The organism is Streptomyces sp. NPDC005931, from assembly GCF_042871235.1.
Classification (GTDB): Bacteria; Actinomycetota; Actinomycetes; order Streptomycetales; family Streptomycetaceae; genus Streptomyces.
Window position 1 is genome coordinate 116,672 of record NZ_JBIAIG010000012.1, and the last position, 18,774, is coordinate 135,445.

14 protein-coding genes and 1 riboswitch are annotated in these 18,774 nt (G+C 72.7%); of the genes, 11 read left to right on the plus strand and 3 right to left on the minus strand.

Annotated elements, in window-relative coordinates:
- Positions 1–52: 52 nt before the first annotated feature.
- A complete protein-coding gene (gene mfd, locus ACFYOV_RS25520) occupies positions 53–3,586 on the plus strand; it encodes a transcription-repair coupling factor (protein ID WP_389091064.1) in 3,534 nt (1,177 codons plus the stop codon).
- A gap of 351 nt (positions 3,587–3,937) precedes the next feature.
- Here mfd and ACFYOV_RS25525 read toward each other — a convergent pair whose 3' ends face one another.
- Positions 3,938–4,123, minus strand: coding sequence for an antitoxin (locus ACFYOV_RS25525; protein ID WP_389091067.1), 186 nt, complete (start codon positions 4,121–4,123; stop codon positions 3,938–3,940).
- Between the two features lie 498 nt (positions 4,124–4,621).
- On the opposite strand from ACFYOV_RS25525, the gene ACFYOV_RS25530 reads away from it, so the two are divergent.
- On the plus strand, positions 4,622–5,344 hold the full coding sequence (locus ACFYOV_RS25530; RefSeq protein ID WP_389091244.1) for an HNH endonuclease family protein: 723 nt from the start codon (positions 4,622–4,624) through the stop codon (positions 5,342–5,344).
- A gap of 104 nt (positions 5,345–5,448) precedes the next feature.
- On the opposite strand, the gene ACFYOV_RS25535 is transcribed toward ACFYOV_RS25530, so the two are convergent.
- A complete protein-coding gene (locus tag ACFYOV_RS25535; RefSeq protein WP_389091069.1) occupies positions 5,449–6,264 on the minus strand; it encodes a hypothetical protein in 816 nt (271 codons plus the stop codon).
- A 242-nt stretch (positions 6,265–6,506) separates the two neighbouring features.
- Complete coding sequence (locus ACFYOV_RS25540) at positions 6,507–7,202, minus strand: hypothetical protein (RefSeq protein WP_389091071.1); 696 nt, start codon at positions 7,200–7,202, stop codon at positions 6,507–6,509.
- 201 nt (positions 7,203–7,403) lie between these two features.
- On the opposite strand from ACFYOV_RS25540, the gene ACFYOV_RS25545 reads away from it, so the two are divergent.
- From ACFYOV_RS25545 to ACFYOV_RS25585, 9 genes are all read left to right on the plus strand, one after another.
- A complete protein-coding gene (locus ACFYOV_RS25545; RefSeq protein WP_389091247.1) occupies positions 7,404–9,347 on the plus strand; it encodes an N-6 DNA methylase in 1,944 nt (647 codons plus the stop codon).
- Positions 9,302–9,964 (plus strand): hypothetical protein, encoded by a 663-nt coding sequence (locus tag ACFYOV_RS25550; RefSeq protein WP_389091074.1) that lies wholly within the window; start codon positions 9,302–9,304, stop codon positions 9,962–9,964. Before ACFYOV_RS25545 ends, ACFYOV_RS25550 begins: the two co-directional genes overlap by 46 nt.
- 257 nt (positions 9,965–10,221) lie before the next feature.
- Positions 10,222–10,884: a hypothetical protein gene (locus tag ACFYOV_RS25555; protein WP_389091077.1), complete on the plus strand. Its 663-nt coding sequence runs from the start codon at positions 10,222–10,224 to the stop codon at positions 10,882–10,884.
- 38 nt (positions 10,885–10,922) lie between these two features.
- A complete protein-coding gene (locus tag ACFYOV_RS25560) occupies positions 10,923–12,419 on the plus strand; it encodes a protein kinase (RefSeq protein WP_389091249.1) in 1,497 nt (498 codons plus the stop codon).
- 775 nt (positions 12,420–13,194) lie between these two features.
- Entirely contained in the window at positions 13,195–13,842 is a 648-nt protein-coding gene (locus ACFYOV_RS25565) for a SurA N-terminal domain-containing protein (RefSeq protein WP_389091079.1), read from the plus strand.
- Between the two features lie 277 nt (positions 13,843–14,119).
- On the plus strand, positions 14,120–15,115 hold the full coding sequence (locus tag ACFYOV_RS25570; protein ID WP_389091082.1) for a nucleoside triphosphate pyrophosphohydrolase: 996 nt from the start codon (positions 14,120–14,122) through the stop codon (positions 15,113–15,115).
- 38 nt (positions 15,116–15,153) lie between these two features.
- Positions 15,154–16,428 (plus strand): cytochrome P450, encoded by a 1,275-nt coding sequence (locus ACFYOV_RS25575; protein ID WP_389091083.1) that lies wholly within the window; start codon positions 15,154–15,156, stop codon positions 16,426–16,428.
- Between the two features lie 208 nt (positions 16,429–16,636).
- Positions 16,637–17,668 carry a transglycosylase family protein gene (locus ACFYOV_RS25580; RefSeq protein ID WP_389091086.1) on the plus strand — a complete coding sequence of 344 codons (1,032 nt, stop codon included), beginning with the start codon at positions 16,637–16,639 and terminating at the stop codon, positions 17,666–17,668.
- 204 nt (positions 17,669–17,872) lie between these two features.
- A riboswitch (cyclic di-AMP (ydaO/yuaA leader) is annotated at positions 17,873–18,042 on the plus strand.
- A 4-nt stretch (positions 18,043–18,046) separates the two neighbouring features.
- Positions 18,047–18,745, plus strand: coding sequence for a transglycosylase family protein (locus ACFYOV_RS25585; protein WP_389091087.1), 699 nt, complete (start codon positions 18,047–18,049; stop codon positions 18,743–18,745).
- Positions 18,746–18,774 lie beyond the last annotated feature (29 nt).

Genomic DNA, 18,774 nt, shown 5'->3' on the forward strand with positions numbered 1-18,774 from the left:
CACGCGCGTCGGGCCCGTCGTGTTTGTCACCCCCCGGACGGAAAGCCCCCGAATGAGCCTGCACGGTCTGCTCGACGCCGTCGTCAACGACACCGCCCTCGCGGAAGCGATCTCGGCGGCCGCAGACGGCAACCGCATGCACGTCGACCTGGTCGGCCCGCCCGCGGCCCGCCCCTTCGCGGTCGCCGCCCTCGCCCGCGACACGGGCCGTCCCGTCCTCGCCGTGACGGCGACGGGACGCGAGGCGGAGGACCTGGCCGCCGCCCTGCGCTCCCTGCTCCCGCCGGAAGGGGTCGTGGAGTACCCGTCCTGGGAGACGCTGCCGCACGAACGGCTCAGCCCCCGCAGCGACACCGTCGGCCGCCGCCTGGCCGTACTGCGCCGCCTGGCCCACCCCCGGCCCGACGACCCCGAGACCGGACCCGTCTCCGTCGTCGTCGCGCCCGTGCGCTCCGTGCTCCAGCCGCAGGTCAAGGGCCTGGGCGACCTGGAGCCGGTCGCTTTGCGCACCGGCGAGAGCGCCGACCTGAACGAGGTCGTCGAGGCCCTCGCCGCCGCCGCGTACGCGCGCGTGGAGCTCGTCGAGAAGCGCGGCGAGTTCGCCGTGCGCGGCGGCATCCTCGATGTGTTCCCGCCGACCGAGGAACACCCCCTGCGCGTCGAGTTCTGGGGCGACGACGTCGAGGAGATCCGCTACTTCAAGGTCGCCGACCAGCGGTCCCTGGAGGTCGCCGAGCACGGCCTGTGGGCCCCGCCCTGCCGCGAACTGCTGCTCACCGACGAGGTGCGCGCCCGCGCGGGTGCCCTCGCCGAGCAACACCCCGAGCTCGGCGAACTGCTCGGCAGGATCGCCGAGGGCATCGCGGTCGAGGGCATGGAGTCCCTCGCCCCCGTACTCGTCGACGACATGGAGCTGCTGCTCGACGTGCTGCCCGAGGGCGCCATGGCCGTCGTGTGCGATCCCGAGCGGGTCCGCACGCGCGCGTCGGACCTGGTCGCCACCTCTCAGGAGTTCCTCCAGGCGTCCTGGGCGGCCACCGCGGGCGGGGGCGAGGCGCCCATCGACGTCGGCGCGGCCTCCCTCTGGTCCATCGCCGACGTCCGCGACCGGGCGCGCGAGCTGGGCATGATGTGGTGGTCGGTGTCGCCGTTCGCCGCCGACGAGGAGCTGGACGCCGACACCCTCAAGCTCGGCATGCACGCCCCCGAGACCTACCGCGGCGACACCGCGCGGGCCCTCGCCGACACCAAGGGCTGGCTCGCCGACGGCTGGCGCACGGTGTTCGTCACCGAGGGCCACGGCCCGGCCGTCCGCACCGTCGAAGTCCTCGGCGGGGAGGGCATCGCGGCCCGCCTCGACACCGACCTCGGCGAGATCACCCCGTCCGTCGTACACGTGGCCTGCGGCTGCATCGACCACGGCTTCGTCGACCCGGTGCTCAAGCTCGCCGTGCTCACCGAGACCGACCTGACCGGCCAGAAGGCCGCGGGCCGCGACGGCGCCCGGATGCCGGCCCGGCGCCGCAAGACCATCGACCCGCTCACCCTGGAGGCGGGCGACTACATCGTCCACGAGCAGCACGGCGTCGGCCGCTACATCGAGATGGTGCAGCGCACCGTGCAGGGCGCCACCCGCGAGTACCTGGTCGTCGAGTACGCCCCCGCCAAGCGCGGCCAGCCCGGCGACCGGCTCTACATCCCCACCGACCAGCTCGAGCAGATCACCAAGTACGTCGGTGGCGAGGCCCCCACCCTGCACCGCCTGGGCGGCGCCGACTGGACCAAGACCAAGGCCCGCGCCAAGAAGGCCGTCAAGGAGATCGCCGCCGATCTGATCAAGCTGTACAGCGCCCGCATGGCGGCGCCCGGCCACGCCTTCGGCGCCGACACCCCCTGGCAGCGCGAGCTGGAGGACGCCTTCCCGTACGCGGAGACGCCGGACCAGCTCACCACCATCGCCGAAGTCAAGGAGGACATGCAGAAGTCGGTCCCCATGGACCGGCTGATCTGCGGCGACGTCGGCTACGGCAAGACCGAGATCGCGGTGCGCGCCGCCTTCAAGGCCGTCCAGGACGGCAAGCAGGTGGCGGTGCTGGTGCCGACGACGCTGCTGGTGCAGCAGCACTTCGGCACGTTCAGCGAGCGGTACGCGCAGTTCCCGGTGAACGTGCGGGCCCTGTCCCGCTTCCAGACCGACACCGAGGCGAAGGCCGTGCTGGAGGGCCTGCGCGAGGGCTCGGTGGACATCGTCATCGGCACCCACCGGCTGTTCTCCTCCGAGACCAGGTTCAAGGACCTGGGCCTGGTCATCGTCGACGAGGAGCAGCGCTTCGGCGTCGAGCACAAGGAGCAGCTGAAGAAGCTGCGCGCCAACGTGGACGTGCTGACCATGTCCGCCACCCCGATCCCGCGCACCCTGGAGATGGCGGTCACCGGCATCCGCGAGATGTCCACGATCACCACCCCGCCGGAGGAGCGCCACCCGGTGCTCACCTTCGTCGGCCCCTACGAGGAGAAGCAGATCGGCGCCGCGATCCGCCGCGAACTGCTGCGCGAGGGCCAGGTCTTCTACATCCACAACCGTGTCGAGTCCATCGACCGCGCCGCCGCCCGGCTGCGCGAGATCGTCCCCGAGGCGCGCATCGCCACCGCCCACGGACAGATGACGGAGTCGGCGCTGGAACAGGTCGTCGTCGATTTCTGGGAGAAGAAGTTCGACGTGCTGGTGTCGACGACCATCGTCGAGTCCGGCATCGACATCTCCAACGCCAACACCCTGATCGTGGAGCGCGGTGACAACTTCGGCCTCTCCCAGCTGCACCAGCTGCGCGGCCGGGTCGGCCGCGGGCGCGAACGCGGGTACGCGTACTTCCTGTACCCGCCGGAGAAGCCGCTGACCGAGACCGCGCACGAACGGCTCGCGACCATCGCCCAGCACACGGAGATGGGCGCGGGCATGTACGTGGCGATGAAGGACCTGGAGATCCGCGGCGCCGGAAACCTGCTCGGCGGCGAGCAGTCCGGCCACATCGCGGGTGTCGGCTTCGACCTGTACGTCCGCATGGTCGGCGAGGCGGTCGCGGACTACCGGCGCCAGCTGGAGACCGGGGGGATCGAGGAGGAGCCGCCGCTCGAGGTCAAGATCGAGCTGCCGGTCGACGCGCACGTCCCGCACGACTACGCGCCCGGCGAGCGGCTGCGCCTCCAGGCGTACCGGGCGATCGCCTCCGCCAACTCGGAGGAGGACATCAAGGCCGTACGGGAGGAACTCGTCGACCGCTACGGCAAGCTGCCGGAGCCGGTGGAGAACCTGCTCCTGGTGGCGGGCCTGCGCATGCTCGCCCGCGCGTGCGGCGTCGGAGAGATCGTCCTCCAGGGCACCAACATCCGCTTCGCACCGGTGGAGTTGCGCGAGTCGCAGGAGCTGCGCGTCAAGCGCCTGTACCCCGGCACGGTCATCAAGCCGGCCGCTCACCAGGTGCTGGTGCCGCGTCCGAAGACCGCGAAGGTGGGCGGGAAGCCGCTGGTCGGGCGGGAGTTGCTGGGCTGGGTCGGGGAATTCCTGACGTCGGTCCTGGGGTCGTGAGCGCGGGCGGCCGGTAGCGGGGGAGCGGACGGCGAGGCGGCCGGGAGGGGACGGCGGGCGACCGGGGACGGGCAAGTCCGCGCCGGGGGAGCGGCGAGGCGGCCGGGGCGTCGCGGCTGCCGGCGTGCGACGGTGGGGCTCGCGGTGCCGCCGTGCCGTGCTGTGCCGCGTCGTGCCGGTCCGGCTCGCGCGTGGGCGGCCCCCGGGCGTGCGAAGCCGCCCGCGGGGTGATCTCCGCGGGCGGCTTCGGATGCGAGAGGTGGTCTTCTCCGTGAGTCCTCACTGAGTTTGCCACTGCGTCCTCAGCACGTCCCCGGCTGGTTCTCGGCGTGCTGCGGCCGATGCGTGCGCCTACGGCTGGTCGGGACGGTCGCGGTCCATGCCGAGCCGGCGCTCGGCCTGCCGCTGACCGGTGTCCACTTGGTCCTCGTAGGTGCCGCCCGTCCTCTCGTTGATCTTCCGTTCGGCGGCGTCGGAGGCCTTCCCGGCCTTCTCCCGTGCCGCCTTGTGGCTCTTGAACTTGTCGAAGATGCCCATCCAGAGCTCCTTCCGGCGATGACTCAGAATCGACGATACGCGTGACATGCCCGGAATGCCCCTTGAACAGCCCACATGGTCTGGACCTCTCGCCCGCTACCGTGGAGCGGGTCCACAGGAGAGCAGGTCCAGGAGAACAGGTCCACAGGAGATCAGCTCGGCCGGACAACAGGTCGGCCGGAGAACAGGTCGGCCGGACAACAGGTCGGCCGGAGAACAGGTCGGCCGGAGAACAGGGCAGGGGAGGGCGCTGTGGCGCGGTACACGAGGCGGGGTGGCGCGCGTGCCCCGTGGCGCACCGGGGCGGCGGTAGGGCGATGAAGGCACGCGGGTCCCGGACGGGTCACGACCGTGACGAGTTCGGCCACGCCTGGAAAGGACACGGCCGAAGTGCCGTTTGCGCGCAGCTCACTCGGAAAGTGGTGACCTGTGCGAACTGACCGGCACGTGAGAGACGAGAGAGCGGGGAGGGCCCGCCGCTTCCGCGCGGCGACGGCACTGACCGCTGCCGTGCTCCTCCTCCCAGGATGCGAGGGGCTCGACGAGGACGGCTCCTCGGCGGGATCCGGGCCGACTGCGTCCGACGGGCGGGCAGTCAGCCCGCTCGAGAATCCGGACGGGACCGAGCCAGGGCTTGCGCCCGTGACGGCGGACGCGGACAGGGCGGCGGCCCGCAAGCTCATCGAGGAGTTGCCCACGAAGGGGCGGGGTCCGAAAACGGGTTACGACCGTGACGAGTTCGGCTACGCATGGATGGACACGGCCGACGGGGTGCCGCTCGCCAGGAACGGGTGCGACACGCGGAACGACCTCATTCGCCGCGATGGCCAGAACCTCCGCTTCCGAACCGGCTCCGACTGCGTCGTCGTCGCCATGACGCTGCAGGACCCGTACACCGGGACGACCATCGAGTGGCGCAAGCAACAGGCCTCCGAGGTGCAGATAGACCACGTGGTGGCGCTGTCGTACAGCTGGCAAATGGGTTCCTCGCGCTGGCCGGAGAGCAGGCGTGAACAGTTCGCCAACGACGTGCTGAACCTGATCCCGGTCGACGGGCGGACCAACTCGGCCAAGGGCGACTCCGGCCCCGCCGCCTGGCTGCCGCCCAACAAACAGGTCCGGTGTGCCTACGCCGTCCGCTTCGCGCAGGTCGCCCTCAAGTACGACCTCCCGGTGACGACAGCGGACAAGGAGATGATGCTGACCCAGTGCGGCGGCTGACGGCAGCTCAGGGGGCCGTCCCCCCTCCCCCCGGACCGACCGCGCACGGTGCTGTGCCGGTGCGGTGACCGGGGGCGGACTGCGGGGCGGGACCGCTGGGTGGGTCAGCTCGGGGAGTCCAGGTCCAGGACGTCACCGGAGGGCTTCTGTGCCGGGACCGGCTCGTTGAAGTCGGAGAAGGTGAGGGAGCCCCGGTCGGCGGGCGAGTTGCTGTCGAGCCGCAGGAGGTACGGCTCGCCCTCGGTGGCGACGTAGAGGGTGAAGTCGTCCGTGCCGTCCTTCTCGTGCAGCACGATCGCCGGTGTGCCGTCGACCGTGGCCGTCCTGCCGCGGGTGGCGTTCGACTCGCCGTCCTTCATGTCGGCGAGCACCTCGTCGAGGTCGCAGAAGCCGGTGATGTCCTCGGCGTCCGGTCCCGTGGCCGACATCCGGGTCCACTGGTCGGCCAGCAGCGCCACGGTCGCGTCCACGTCCGCCTTCGGCTCGCCCTTGCTCTGGGCGCGCAGGAACGCCTCGTCGTACTTCATGTAGAGCGTGTCGCCGGTCTTGATCAGCTCGGCCTCGCCCTCGTTGCCCATGCCCATGGTGCCGGCGCACTCGCCCCGCTTGTCCATGGCCATGTTGATCCGCAGGGTGCCGCCGGTCTCGTCGTCGGGTATGTCGCCCTTCATGCGCAGGGACGAGGCACCGGTCGTGGCCGTCACGGATCGCTCGACGATCTCACCGCCCGTCAGTCCCGCGAACAGCTCCCTGCCGGGCTTCCGTTCCTTCGGCGTGCTCTGCTTGCCGGACGGGCGGGAGGTGTTCTTCGACGTGCTCTTCGACGTGCCGTCGGACGTGTTCTCACCGGAGAGGCAGCCGGTGAGGCCGGTTGCGGCCACGGCGGCCAGGCAGACGGCGGCGATTGCGGTGCGACGCATGAGGATTCCTAGGTGATGAGGGTGGGTGGTGCAGGTGTGTTGCGGGGCTCTTCGGGCTCCGTGGGCTCTTCGGGCTCCGTGGGCTCCGTGGGTTCTTCGGGCTCGGCGCTCTGCGGGCCCTGCGGGGTTTGCGGCCCAGGTCCGTTGTTCTTGGCAGGCTTGTCGCCCGGGGCCGGAGCGGACGTTGCGGGCCGGTGGCGCTGAGGTGGTGAGGGGCCGGGTGGGCTCCCCGGAAGGGCGGCTCAGGAGGTCTTTGTCCAGTCCTGGCAGCCGGTGGTCTTGAAGTAGCCGTCCGAGGCGCTGATCGTGACGATTGCCGAGCCGTTCACATTGTTGTTCGCGATGATCGAGTCGAGTGAGTGCCCGGCGTCCCTGGCGCGTTCCCAGTAGCAGGAGTCGTCGGCGTTGCCGCTGGACCTGTAGGTGCCGGGGGTGATGTCGGCGCCCACTCTGAACATGCCGCCGTCGCCTGCCATCTTCGTCGCGGGGGAGCCCTTCGCCCCGCGGTCGACGGCCTCCCAGTCGTTGCAGCCGCTCGACGAGAAGAGCTTGTCGGTGGGCTTGACGGTGACGTAAGCCGTGCCGCTGACGTTGTCGTTGGCCAGGACGGATTCGATCTCACCGGAGGAGTCCTTGGCGCGCTGCCAGTAGCACAGGCCGTCGGTGTTGCCGGTGGTGCGGTAGGTGCCCGGCTCGACGTCGGAGCCCACCCGGAAGTCGCCGTCCCCGTCGAACGCGGCCTTGGTCGCCTTCTTCGGGGCGGCCTCGGCCTTCCTCTGGCTCTTCCTGTCGCCGGCCTTGCGGTCCGCGGAGGCGGACGAGCCCTTCCCGCTGCCGGAGGCGGTGCCGTCCTTGCTTCCCCCGGCGTTCGCCGACATGGCGCCGATGATCACGATCCCGGCGACGGCGCCCAGCGCGACCTTGCTCTTCATGCCCATGGCTGTGTTCCCTCCCCAGCGGCGACCGCCCCCCTCGGCGGTCGCTCGTTCGCTGGGTCAATGACAGCAGAGGGTGTGAACAGAGTCAACACGTCGTTCGTGATGATGGGATTATGTGCGCGTGAACGACGGAGTCGCGTGTACGTCGGTATCCTCGGCGTCACACACCGGGGGACGAGGGGAGCAGGGCGCGTGCGAGGCTTGCAGGACAGTGCGACGGAAGTGACCGCGGCCGGGATCGCGCGGCTCGCCGGGGTGGGCCGCGCCGCGGTCAGCAACTGGCGCCGTCGGCACCCGGACTTCCCCAAGCCGGTCGGCGGCACCGAGACCAGTCCCTCCTTCGCGCTCGCCGAGGTTGAGGCATGGCTGAGGCGCCACGGCAAGTTGGCCGAGGTGCCGCTGCGCGAGCGGGTCTGGCAGCAGCTCGTCGGCCATCCGGAGGGGCCCGTCACCGCTCTCACCCACGCGGGCTGCGTGCTGCTGCTGATCCACGACCGTTCCACCGTCTGGCTGGAGGTGAGCGCCGGCTCCGACGAACGGCTGGCGGCGATGCTGCCGGGGGCACTGGAGCGGGTGCTCACGCCGCGCTTCGGGGCGGGGGGAGCGGGTGTGGGCGTGGGTGTTGACGCGGGCGGTGGCGGAATCTCGGGTGAGGTGGGGGGCGGCCGCTGGGTGCGCGGCGATGGCGGCGCACAGTGGTCGTCGGATGTGAGCGCGTCGCTGCGTGTGAACGGAGAGAGGTCGGTTCATCCGGCGGTGGGTGTGAACCCGGTGCCGGGTGATCGCCGGGACGCTGTGAACTCCGCAGTGGCTGTGAATCGCCCGGCCGGGGCGAGGCCGTCGACCGATGTGCGTCCCGGAGGCACCGCCCCCACTGCTGTGAACTCCGCGGACACTGTGAACCCGGGTGCCGCGAACCACCTGCCGGAGACCTCGCTCCACGCCGCCGGTGTGAACCGCCCGGATGCCGACGACTCCCCGAGTGCCGCGTACCGCCTGCACGTCCAGCGGCACGCGACCGGTGTGAACCGCGCGGACGCTGTGAACAGCCCCTCCCCGACCGCGGCGCCCCTCCGGCCTCCCAGCGCCCCTCAACTCCTGGCTTCCGCCCCCCAACTCCTGCCTTCCGCCCCCCAACTCCTGCCCTCCGTCCCCCTCCTTCGCGGCGTCGCCGAACTCGCCGCCGAGCTCGGTGCCCGGCAGACCTTCGAGTTCCTGCTCGGGCGGCACCTCGACGCCAACCCCCGCCAGTACACGCTCACACCCGCCGGCCTCGCCGATCTCATGGCGGACCTCACCGGCCCGGCCGCCCGCGCCGTCCTCGACCCGGCCTGCGGCACCGGTGCCCTGCTGCGCGCCCTCGCCGCCCGCCCCGGCCAGGAGCTGTACGCCCAGGACGCCGTCCCCGAACTCGCCGCGCTGACCGCGTTGCGCCTCGCCCTGCACAGCCGCGCCCCCGTGCGCGTGAGCGCCGGTGACACGCTGCGCGCCGACGCCCACCCCGGGCTGCGCGCCGACGCGGTGCTGTGCCACCCCCCGTTCAACGAGCGCAACTGGGGGCACGACCAACTCGCCTACGACGCGCGCTGGGAGTACGGCTTCCCGGCGCGCACCGAGTCCGAGCTGGCCTGGGTGCAGCACGCGCTGGCCCGTCTCAAGGACGGCGGCACGGCGGTGCTGCTGATGCCGCCCGCCGCCGCGTCCCGCCGCTCCGGACGACGCATCCGCGCCGACCTGCTGCGCCGGGGCGCGCTGCGCGCCGTCATCGCACTGCCGGTCGGCGCGGCACCCCCGTACAACATCCCGCTGCACCTGTGGGTGCTGCGCCGCCCCCCGCAGGCGCCCGTGCCGCCGGAGGTGCTGCTCGTCGACGCGGGGCGGTTCGCCGCCGAGGGGCGCGGCGGACCCGACTGGCCGGGGTGCGGGACGCGGTCGTGGACGCCTGGCGGGCCCACGACCGCTCCGGCCGTCTCGACGAACGGCCGGGCCTCGCCCGTTCCGTTCCCGTCATCGAACTTCTCGACGACGACGTCGATCTGGCCCCGGCCCGCCACTTGCCGCCCCGGACCGCAGCGGACGCCCCCGGCCGACTCCCCGACGTGCGCGAACGCCTCGGCGAGACCCTGCGCCTGGCCGCGGAGCTGACCCCGCCCCCCGTCCGCCCCGCGCCGGACGGGGACCCGGTGCGGCCCGCGCCGACGCCGCGCCGGCCACTGAGCACCGTCGGCGAACTCGTACGCGGGGGCGTGCTGGTGCTGCGCACGGGCGGAAGTGGCGGGCACGCGCGGGTGCCCGTGCTCACCGACCAGGACGTCCTGGCCGGTACCGCTCCCTCCGGAACGCTCCCCGAGAGCGACGAGGAGGCCGTGCTCACCGAGGTCGGCGACGTCGTCGTCCCGGTGCTGGGCGGGGGCTCGGTCGCGCGGGTCGTCGACGACGAGACCGCGGGCGCCGTCCTGGGACGCAACCTGGTGCTCCTGCGGCCCGACCCGGCGGCGCTCGACGCGTGGTTCCTCGCCGGTTTCCTGCGCGGCACCGCCAACCACCGCCGGGCCAGCAGCTACGCGTCCACCGCCACCCGGCTCGACGTGCGCCGCCTCCAACTGCCCCGGATCCCGCTGGAGGAACAGCGGCGCTACGGCGCCCGCTTCCGGGCCCTGGACGAGTTCGAGCGGGTGCTCCGGCTCGCGGGCCGGCTCGGGGAACGACTCGTCCGCGGCATGTACGACGGCCTGGCGGACGGCACGGTCGCCCCCGACTGACCCCCAACCGCCCCCGTCCAGGTGTGCGGGTCACCCATGCCGACCCCGCCCCCGCCCCCTCCCGGACCCGGCCACCCCGCTCACTGGACCCTCACCGGCCCCGCCCGCCCCCGCCGGCCCGGGGCGAAGTGATCAGTACGACAACGGTTCGGTACAACCCGGGACCGGTTGTCCTTGTCGGCCTATACGCTCGGACTCCCAGCAGAGCCCGAACTCGCACCACCGTCCCCATCGGCTTCACCGGTCCAGGAGCAGTCATGTACGGCCACGGCGCGGCGCCGCCCACCCGCAGCGCGGCAACGGTCATCACCCTGCGCGTGCTGTTCGCCGCCGCCGGCTTCCTGTCGTGCGGGCTGCTGGCGTGCGTGCCGCTGTTCCGCATCGCCATCCTGCGGGGACGCGTCGTCGACTGGGTGCTGGCCTGGGTGAGCCTCCCGCTGTCGATCGTGTTCCTGGGCGTCGTCGGCTCGCTCCCCGACACGGACCCGCGCACCGACGTCGCCGTGGTCGCGCTGATCGCCCTGGGCGCCGTCGCCGCCGCGTACTACCTGACCGTGGACATCCGCTACCACAACCAACTGCGCCAGTACCCCGGTTACGCGCCCGCACAGACCACCGCGCCCCCCTTCCAGACGGGCTCCACCCCGTACGGCTATCCGCAGCCCACCTCGCCGTACGCGTCCACGCCCGTGCCGCAGCCGGGGCCGCACACGCCGATCCCCCAGACGCACCCGGCGCCGACGCCGTTGCAGCGGCCCGTCGTCCCGGACGCCGCGCCGCCCGGGCCCGTGCCGCCGGCCCCGGCGCAGCAGCCCGGACCCGCGCGGATCGACCAGGTGCGGGCCGAGCTCGACGAACTCAGCGACTACTTGCGCCGCCAGGACGGGCAGCACGGCGACCACCACGAGGGCGGCAGGTGAGCGTGACGACGGGACGTGTCGTCGCCGGCCGCTACGAACTGTCCACGCTCATCGGACAGGGCGGCATGGGACAGGTCTGGACGGCCTACGACAAGCGTCTGGACCGGCGCGTGGCGGTGAAGCTGCTGCGTCCCGACAAGGTGGCCGGGCAGGAGGCCGACGAACTGCGCCGCCGCTTCGTGCGCGAGTGCCGGGTGACCGCGCAGGTCGACCACCCCGGCCTGGTGACCGTGCACGACGCGGGCAGCGAGGGCGAGGAGCTGTTCCTCGTCATGCAGTACGTCGACGGCGCCGACCTCGGCGACCACCTCGCCGAGCACGACCCGTACCCGTGGCAGTGGGCGGTGGCGGTGGCCGCGCAGCTGTGCGCCGTGCTGAGCGCGGTGCACGCGGTGCCGATCGTCCACCGCGACCTCAAGCCGCGCAACGTGATGGTGAAGCAGGACGGTACCGTCACCGTGCTCGACCTCGGAGTCGCCTCCGTCATGGACAGCGACACCACCCGTCTGACGCACACCGGTTCCCCGATCGGCTCGCCCGCCTACATGGCGCCCGAGCAGGCCATGGGCGGCGCGGTCGGCCCGTACACCGACCTGTACGCGCTCGGCGTGCTGATGCACGAGCTGCTCAGCGGCGACGTCCCGTTCGCGGGCTCGACGGCGCTCGGCGTGCTGCACCGGCACCTGTACGAGCCTCCGCTGCCGGTCCGGCGGATCCGCCCCGAGGTGCCCGAGGCGCTGGAATCGCTCGTACTGCGGCTGCTCGCCAAGGACCCCCAGCACCGCCCGGCCTCCGCGCAGGAGGTCTACGAGCACCTGGCGCTGCTCCTGCCCGCGCGCGGGACACCGACCGGGGCGCCCCTGGACCCCACCCGCCCCTTCCTGCGCCCCCACGCCCCCTGGCCGGATCGTGCGGTCACGCCCGCCCCGCAGCCCGCCCCGGCCGCGCCGCCCGCGCCGGTCGCGGAGAAGGCGGACGTCGCCGCGGCCGTGGACGAGGTCAAGCGGCTGCTCGGCGAGGGCCGCATCACCCAGGCCGTCGACATCCTCGGCGCGATCCTGCCCGTCGCCGCCGAGCAGCACGGCGAGCACTCCCCGGTGGTGCGCACCCTGCGCAAGCAGTACGCGGCCACGCTCCTGGACGACGGCCAGTTCCGGCGTGCCCTGCCCGAGCTGCGCCGCCTCGCCGACGAGCGCGCGGCGGAGGCCGGCCAGGCCGACCCGCAGTCCCTGCGCTACCGCTACGAGGCCGCCCAGTGCCTGGAGCAGCTCGGTGAACCAGCGGCGGCACTCGCCGAGTACCGGGCGCTGCTGGCGTACTACGAGAACCAGTACGTGGCGGCCGGCGACCCGCAGCTCGCCCATGACGTCCGCCGCCGCATCGGCCACCTCCTGCTCGCCCTCGGTGACCGCGCCGCGGCCCATGACACGCTGGTCCGGCTGTTGCACGACGTGGAACGCGCCCACGGCCCCGGCCACCCGCTCGCCGCCGAGATCCGGCGGACGCTGCAATGGCTGGGTCAGGTCCGCGGATAGCCCCTGCCGGGGCGGACCAACGGCCGCGCTTGCCCAGCCGCGGGGGTAGGGCCGTGTCCCCGTCCCGACAGTCCGACGCTCCCCGTGCTCCCGTGCGGCCCCTGCGGTCGGCCCACCTGCCGCTCCGGTGCCGCGCTGCTGGCCGCCACCCGGCGACGGCCCCGCGCCGCCGTCCGCGGTGGAGCGACGGCCGCGTCTCCCGGGCGGCGGGCGGCGACAGCCCGTGTCCTCACCGGCAGCAGACCGACGCTCCCGTGCTCCCGTGCGGCCCCTGCGGTCGGCCCACCTGCCGCTCCGGTGCCGCGCTGCTGGCCGCCACCCGGCGACGGCCCCGCGCTGCCGTCCGCGGTGGAGTGACGGTCCGCGCGCACCTGTCGGTCGGAGAGCGACAGCCCGTGTCCTCACCGGCAGCAGACCGACGCTCCCCTTGCCTCGCGTACGCCCGGCGGCGGTGAGCGCGGTAGGCGCGTGCCTTGCCCGGCGGGCGGCAGTGACCCTGGCGTCACGCCCGGCGGCGCGTGACAGCCCCGCGGCTCCCGTCCACCGGAGAGCGGCGGGCTCCGCTCGCCCGCACGGCCCCGCACGAGGCCCCCGGCCGGGAGGCCGCCCCGTGTCGGGGCACCGGGACGCGGTGCGGGCGTCGTGCGGGCGCGGTGGTGCCGGAAGTCGTGGTGAATCGTTGGTCGAATGGGTTGGCCAGAGCTTGGCCGATGCCTACCATCGATCACCGCAAGACTTTGTGCACCGCCGCACAAGCTCTCCTCGGGAGGTTTCCTTGCACCGCCGCCGTCGCTCCGCGCTCCTCCTCACCGCCGCGATCGCCGCCGCGGCCCCCGTGCTCACCGCCTGCGGAAGCGATGCGCGTCCCGGTGCGGCGGCCGTCGTCGGCGGCCAGCGGATCACCGTCTCCCAGCTGGAGAACCGGGTCAACGAGGTCCGTGAGGCTCAGCGGGCGGCCGTACCGGACGAGGCCCAGTACGAGCAGGCGATCTCCCGCACCGGCAGTCTCACCCGCGACACCCTGCACGGCATGGTCCTGGACCGGGTGCTCCAGCGTGCCGCGCGGGACGCCGGTGTGACCGTCACCCGCAGGGAGATCCAGCAGATGCGGTCCGGCCTGGAGCAGCAGGCCGGCGGCGTCGAGGCGCTGGAGACGGCCTGGCTCCAGCAGTACGGTGTCCCGCCGCAGCGCCTGGACGAGAACCTCCGCCTCCAGCTGGAGGCCCAGAAGCTCGCCGAGCGGCTCGGTACCGAGACGAGCCGGCCCGAGTTCTGGAAGGCCCTGTCCAAGGCGAGCGAGGACCTCGACGTCGACCTCAACCCGCGCTACGGCACCTGGGACGTCGAGAAGAGCAGCCGCGTCGACGCGAAGACCCCGTGGGTGCGGGACGTCTCCTCGGTGGGCCCCCGGCAGACCGCCTGACACGCCGGCCGCGGTCGGCTCACCACCGCCGTGGTCGGCTCACGCACCGGCGCCGGTCGGCCCACCCACCTCGGCGGTCGACCCGGCAGCCCGACACCACCGTCGCGCCTGGCCGGACCCAGCTCCCGCGCCCGGCCCGACACACCACCGTCGTCGGCCCGGCCGCACCGGCCGCGGTCGCCCGCACCGGCGGCGACCCGGTCCGTACGTACCGCCCCTCACCCCCACCCTGTGGACAACCTCCGGGACCGTCTGTGGCGTGGGTTAGTTTCGGAGCGTGAACGAAACCAGCCCCGCAGCCGCAGCCGCAGCCGCAGCCGTCCCCGGCCGCATCGTCCTGCTCACCACCAGCCACCGCGTCGCGCCCGGCCTGCTGTCCTGGCCCGCCTGGCAGGCCCTGCACGCGGCCGATCGGGTGCTGTGCGCGGACGGCGCCCATCCGCAGCTTCCGTACCTGCGCGAGGCGGGGATAGCCGTCGAGGAGGCGTCCCCGGCCGCGGAGGAACTGGTCGACGCCTGCGCCGGCGGGCACACCGTCGTGGTGGTGGCCACCGGCGAGGGCGAACCGGCGCTGACCGACGGGCTGGCCCGCCTGGCCGGCTCCGGCCGGGTCGCCATGCCGGAGCTGGAGCTGCTGCCCGCCTCCTACGACCTGCCCGGCGCCCGTCTGCTCGACCTCGTGCAGGTCATGGACCGCATCCGCGCCGAGTGCCCGTGGTCGTCCCGGCAGACCCACAAGGGCCTGGCCAAGTACGGCATCGAGGAGGCGTACGAGCTGGTCGAGGCGATCGAGGAGGGCGACCGGGACGAATTGCGCGAGGAGCTGGGCGACGTCCTCCTCCAGGTCGTCTTCCACGCGCGGATCGCCGAGGAGGACCCGGAGGAGCCGTTCTCCATCGACGACGTGGCCGGTGGCATCGTCGCCAAGCTCATCCACCGCCACCCGCACGTCTTCGGCGACGCGACGGCGAGCACGCCCGAGGAGGTCAAGGAGCACTGGCTGCGCACCAAGGCCGTCGAGAAGCGGCGCACCTCGGTCACCGAGGGCATCCCGCTCGGCCAGCCCGGCCTGGCGCTCGCCGCCAAGCTCGCCTCGCGCGTCCGCACGGCCGGGCTGGAGGTCCCCCTGCCCCGCGTGGAGGGCGTCGGCTACGAGCTGCTCGCCCTGGCGGTACGGGCCGAGGCGGACGGCGTCGACCCGGAGGCGGCACTGCGTGCGGCGGCCCGGGCGTACCGGGACGCGGTGCGGGCCGCCGAGGGGGTGGGGGAGTAGGCGCGCACCGCACGGGCGCCGCCGGATACGGTCGAAGGGTGACCGACCAGCCCCTCCGTCAGAACACCGGCCCCGAGCTCTTCACCTGGGAGTTCGCCGCCGATCCCTATCCCGCCTACGCCTGGCTGCGCGAGCACGCTCCGGTGCACCGGACCCGGCTGCCCAGCGGCGTGGAGGCATGGCTGGTCACCCGTTACACCGACGCCCGGCAGGCCCTCGCCGACCACCGCCTCTCCAAGAACCCGGCGCACCACGACGAGCCCGCGCACGCCAAGGGCAGGACCGGTATCCCCGGTGAGCGCAAGGCTGAGCTGATGACCCATCTGCTCAACATCGACCCGCCGGACCACACCCGGCTGCGCCGGTTGGTCAGCACGGCGTTCACGCCGCGCCGGGTCGCCGAGTTCGCGCCCCGGGTGCAGGAGCTCACCGACACGCTCATCGACCGCTTCGCGGACGGCGGCACGGCCGACCTCATCCACGACTTCGCCTTCCCACTGCCCATCTACGCCATCTGCGACCTGCTCGGCGTCCCGAGGGAGGACCAGGACGACTTCCGGGACTGGGCGGGCATGATGATCCGTCATCAGGGCGGGCCGCGGGGTGGAGTGGCGCGGTCGGTGAAGAAGATGCGCGGCTACCTCGCCGACCTCATCCACCGCAAGCGCGAGGCACTGCCCGCACGCCCCGAGCCCGGCGAGGACCTGATCTCCGGTCTGATCCGGGCCTCCGACCACGGCGAACACCTCACCGAGAACGAGGCCGCCGCCATGGCGTTCATCCTGCTGTTCGCCGGTTTCGAGACCACGGTCAACCTCATCGGCAACGGCACCTACGCCCTCCTCACCCACCCCTACCAGCGGCGTCGCCTCCAGGACTCGCTGGCCGCCGGTGAGCGCGGGCTACTGGAGACCGGGGTGGAGGAACTGCTGCGCTACGACGGCCCGGTGGAGCTCGCGACATGGCGGTTCGCCACCGAGCCGGTCACCATCGGCGGGCAGCGGATCGCGGCCGGTGACCCCGTCCTCGTGGTGCTCGCCGCCGCGGACCGCGATCCGGAGCGGTTCGCCGATCCCGACGTGCTCGACCTCGGGCGCCGCGACAACCAGCACCTGGGGTACGGGCACGGCATCCACTACTGCCTGGGCGCGCCGCTGGCCCGGCTGGAGGGCCGGACGGCGCTCGCCACGCTGCTGGCCCGGCTGCCGGACCTGCGTCTCGCGGTGGATCCGGCCGAACTGCGGTGGCGCGGGGGGCTCATCATGCGCGGACTGCGCACCCTGCCGGTGGAGTTCACGCCCCCACGGCACTGACCAGCGGTTTCTCGTGCGGGTCGGGCCCCGTTGGGGTCTCCTGCGGGACCAGCGCAAACATGACACACTTTCAACTATGTGATCTTCACGTGATACGCGCGGCATGAACTTGTGACAACTGATCGTCTGCCGATACGTTCACCCATCAGCGCGGCGCCCCAGCTCCACACGCCGCGCCGACAACTGCTGTCGTGCGAAAGGTCTCCGCATGCTCTCCGGGAACGGTCGGCACCGTCGCCCCCGCCAGGCTCCGGCTCTCCTCCTCGCGGCCGGAGTCACCGGCTCCGCCATCGCGATCCCGCTCCTCGGGGCAGGCAGCGCGAGCGCCGCCGACGGCGCGACATGGGACCGGGTCGCGGAGTGCGAGTCCGGCGGCTCCTGGAGCCAGAACAGCGGCAACGGCTACTACGGCGGACTGCAGATGACCCAGGACGCCTGGGAGAACTACGGCGGCCTCGACTACGCGCCGAGCGCCGACCAGGCCAGCCGCGGGCAGCAGATAGCCGTCGCCGAGAGAATCCTCGCCGACCAGGGAGTCGGCGCCTGGCGGACCTGCGGTCTGCTCGCGGGCCTGGACAAGGACTCGGCGTCGGCCGACATCGACACGGGCGTGGCCGAGGACTCGGGCGCGTCCGCGTCACCCGACGCCCGTGACTCCGCCGACTCCACCGACCCCTCCGACCGGTATGTGCCCGGCTCCTCGGGATCGCAGGGGCCGTCCGCCTCCCCGTCCTCGTCGCCGTCGTCCTCCCCCTCTTCCTCCGACGTGTCGTCGGACGAGGAGAACGAGGGCGCCACTACGGACGATTCGACCAAGTCGGACAAGTCCGAAGGTGAGGACGCGGGGTCCGATGCCTCTCCTGCCGCCACAGACGTCCCCGAAAGTGACGAGTCGGACAAGTCCGGCCGGAGTGACGATTCTTCCGCGCTCACCGACACCGGAACGAACGGCACCGGCCGTCACCGCGGCGCGAGTGCCGAGGAGGACGAGGAGCAGGACCGTGCGGCCGCGTCCTCCGGACGGCACGCCTCGCGCGGCACCGACACCTCCCGCGACGCCGCCGACGGCTCCTACACCGTGCGCCCCGGTGACAGTCTCTCGGGTATCGCCGACTCCCTTGAGCTCGGCGGCGGATGGCGTGCGCTCTACGCGGAGAACCAGCAGGCCGTCGGTGCCGACCCGGACCTCATCCTTCCCGGTCAGGAGCTCGAGGTCGGGGTCGAACCGGTCGAAAAGTGACGCGCGAAAAGGCGCGGGAATGACGGCAGTTGGCGTCACGATTCGCCCCGAATGCCCGAATTAAACGTGGTGAGAGATAGGTCTCAGAAGCCCTGATCGTCTTTGAAATCTCGCCGATCCCGTGCCTACGGTCGTGACCGCTCGCCACCGCGAGCCCCGGCTGCCGCCACGCCGAATCCTGCCAGTGGCAGCACGGGAACAGTCGTCGCGCAAGCGCCGCAGGCAGGAGCGGGGGACCCAAGGTAAGTGCCGGTTCCGGGCAGTTGATGCCGGAATCGGCTCGGGGTGAAGCCGCGTCTCGTGAGGGGCGCGGCCGGGCAACTCAACCGGCCCGAACCCGACAGCTCACCTCGTAGGCGTCGGTGAGGGGATCCATCCATGCTGTTTTCCGGCAAGGGCAAGCACCGTCGTCCGTCCAAGGCCACTCGCGCCATCGCCGTCGTCGGCGTCACCGGCGCCGCCGTCGCCGCCCCGCTGATGGCGGCCGGCACCGCCTCCGCCGCCACCGCCGCCGAGTGGGACGCCGTCGCCCAGTGCGAGTCCGGCGGCAACTGGTCCATCAACACCGGCAACGGCTACTACGGCGGTCTCCAGTTCTCCGCCTCCACCTGGGCCGCGTACGGCGGCACGGCGTACGCCGCCACCGCCGACCAGGCCGGCAAGGCCCAGCAGATCGCGATCGCCGAGAAGGTCCTCGCGGGTCAGGGCAAGGGCGCCTGGCCGGTCTGCGGCAAGAACCTGTCCAGCACCCCGTACAGCGGCGGCGCCTCCACCCAGACGCAGAGCGGCGGCTCCGCGCAGAGCCAGAGCACCGGCTCCACCGAGACCCGCCAGACCGAGCAGAAGGCCTCCCGCTCCACCGAGCGTCCGGCCGCCAAGAAGACCGTCACCACCCCGACCGGCAAGAAGGTCAAGAAGGGCGACGGCGAGTACAAGGTGGTCAAGGGCGACACGCTCAGCACCATCGCCAAGGAGCAGGGCGTCAAGGGCGGCTGGGCCAAGCTGTTCGAGCTCAACGACGACATCGTCGAGGACGCCGACCTGATCTACCCGGGCCAGCAGCTGCACCTGAAGTAAGGAAGCGGCCGCAGGTCCCGCCCCCGGGC

Bases quoted from the DNA above. Each gene is read 5' to 3' on its own strand.
- ACFYOV_RS25585 (WP_389091087.1), top strand. From the start codon at position 18,047: ATGCTGTTTTCCGGCAAGGGCAAGCACCGTCGTCCGTCCAAGGCCACT.
- ACFYOV_RS25555 (WP_389091077.1), top strand. From the start codon at position 10,222: ATGTACGGCCACGGCGCGGCGCCGCCCACCCGCAGCGCGGCAACGGTC.
- ACFYOV_RS25580 (WP_389091086.1), top strand. From the start codon at position 16,637: ATGCTCTCCGGGAACGGTCGGCACCGTCGCCCCCGCCAGGCTCCGGCT.
- mfd (WP_389091064.1), top strand. From the start codon at position 53: ATGAGCCTGCACGGTCTGCTCGACGCCGTCGTCAACGACACCGCCCTC.
- ACFYOV_RS25525 (WP_389091067.1), bottom strand. From the start codon at position 4,123: ATGGGCATCTTCGACAAGTTCAAGAGCCACAAGGCGGCACGGGAGAAG.
- ACFYOV_RS25540 (WP_389091071.1), bottom strand. From the start codon at position 7,202: ATGGGCATGAAGAGCAAGGTCGCGCTGGGCGCCGTCGCCGGGATCGTG.
- ACFYOV_RS25535 (WP_389091069.1), bottom strand. From the start codon at position 6,264: ATGCGTCGCACCGCAATCGCCGCCGTCTGCCTGGCCGCCGTGGCCGCA.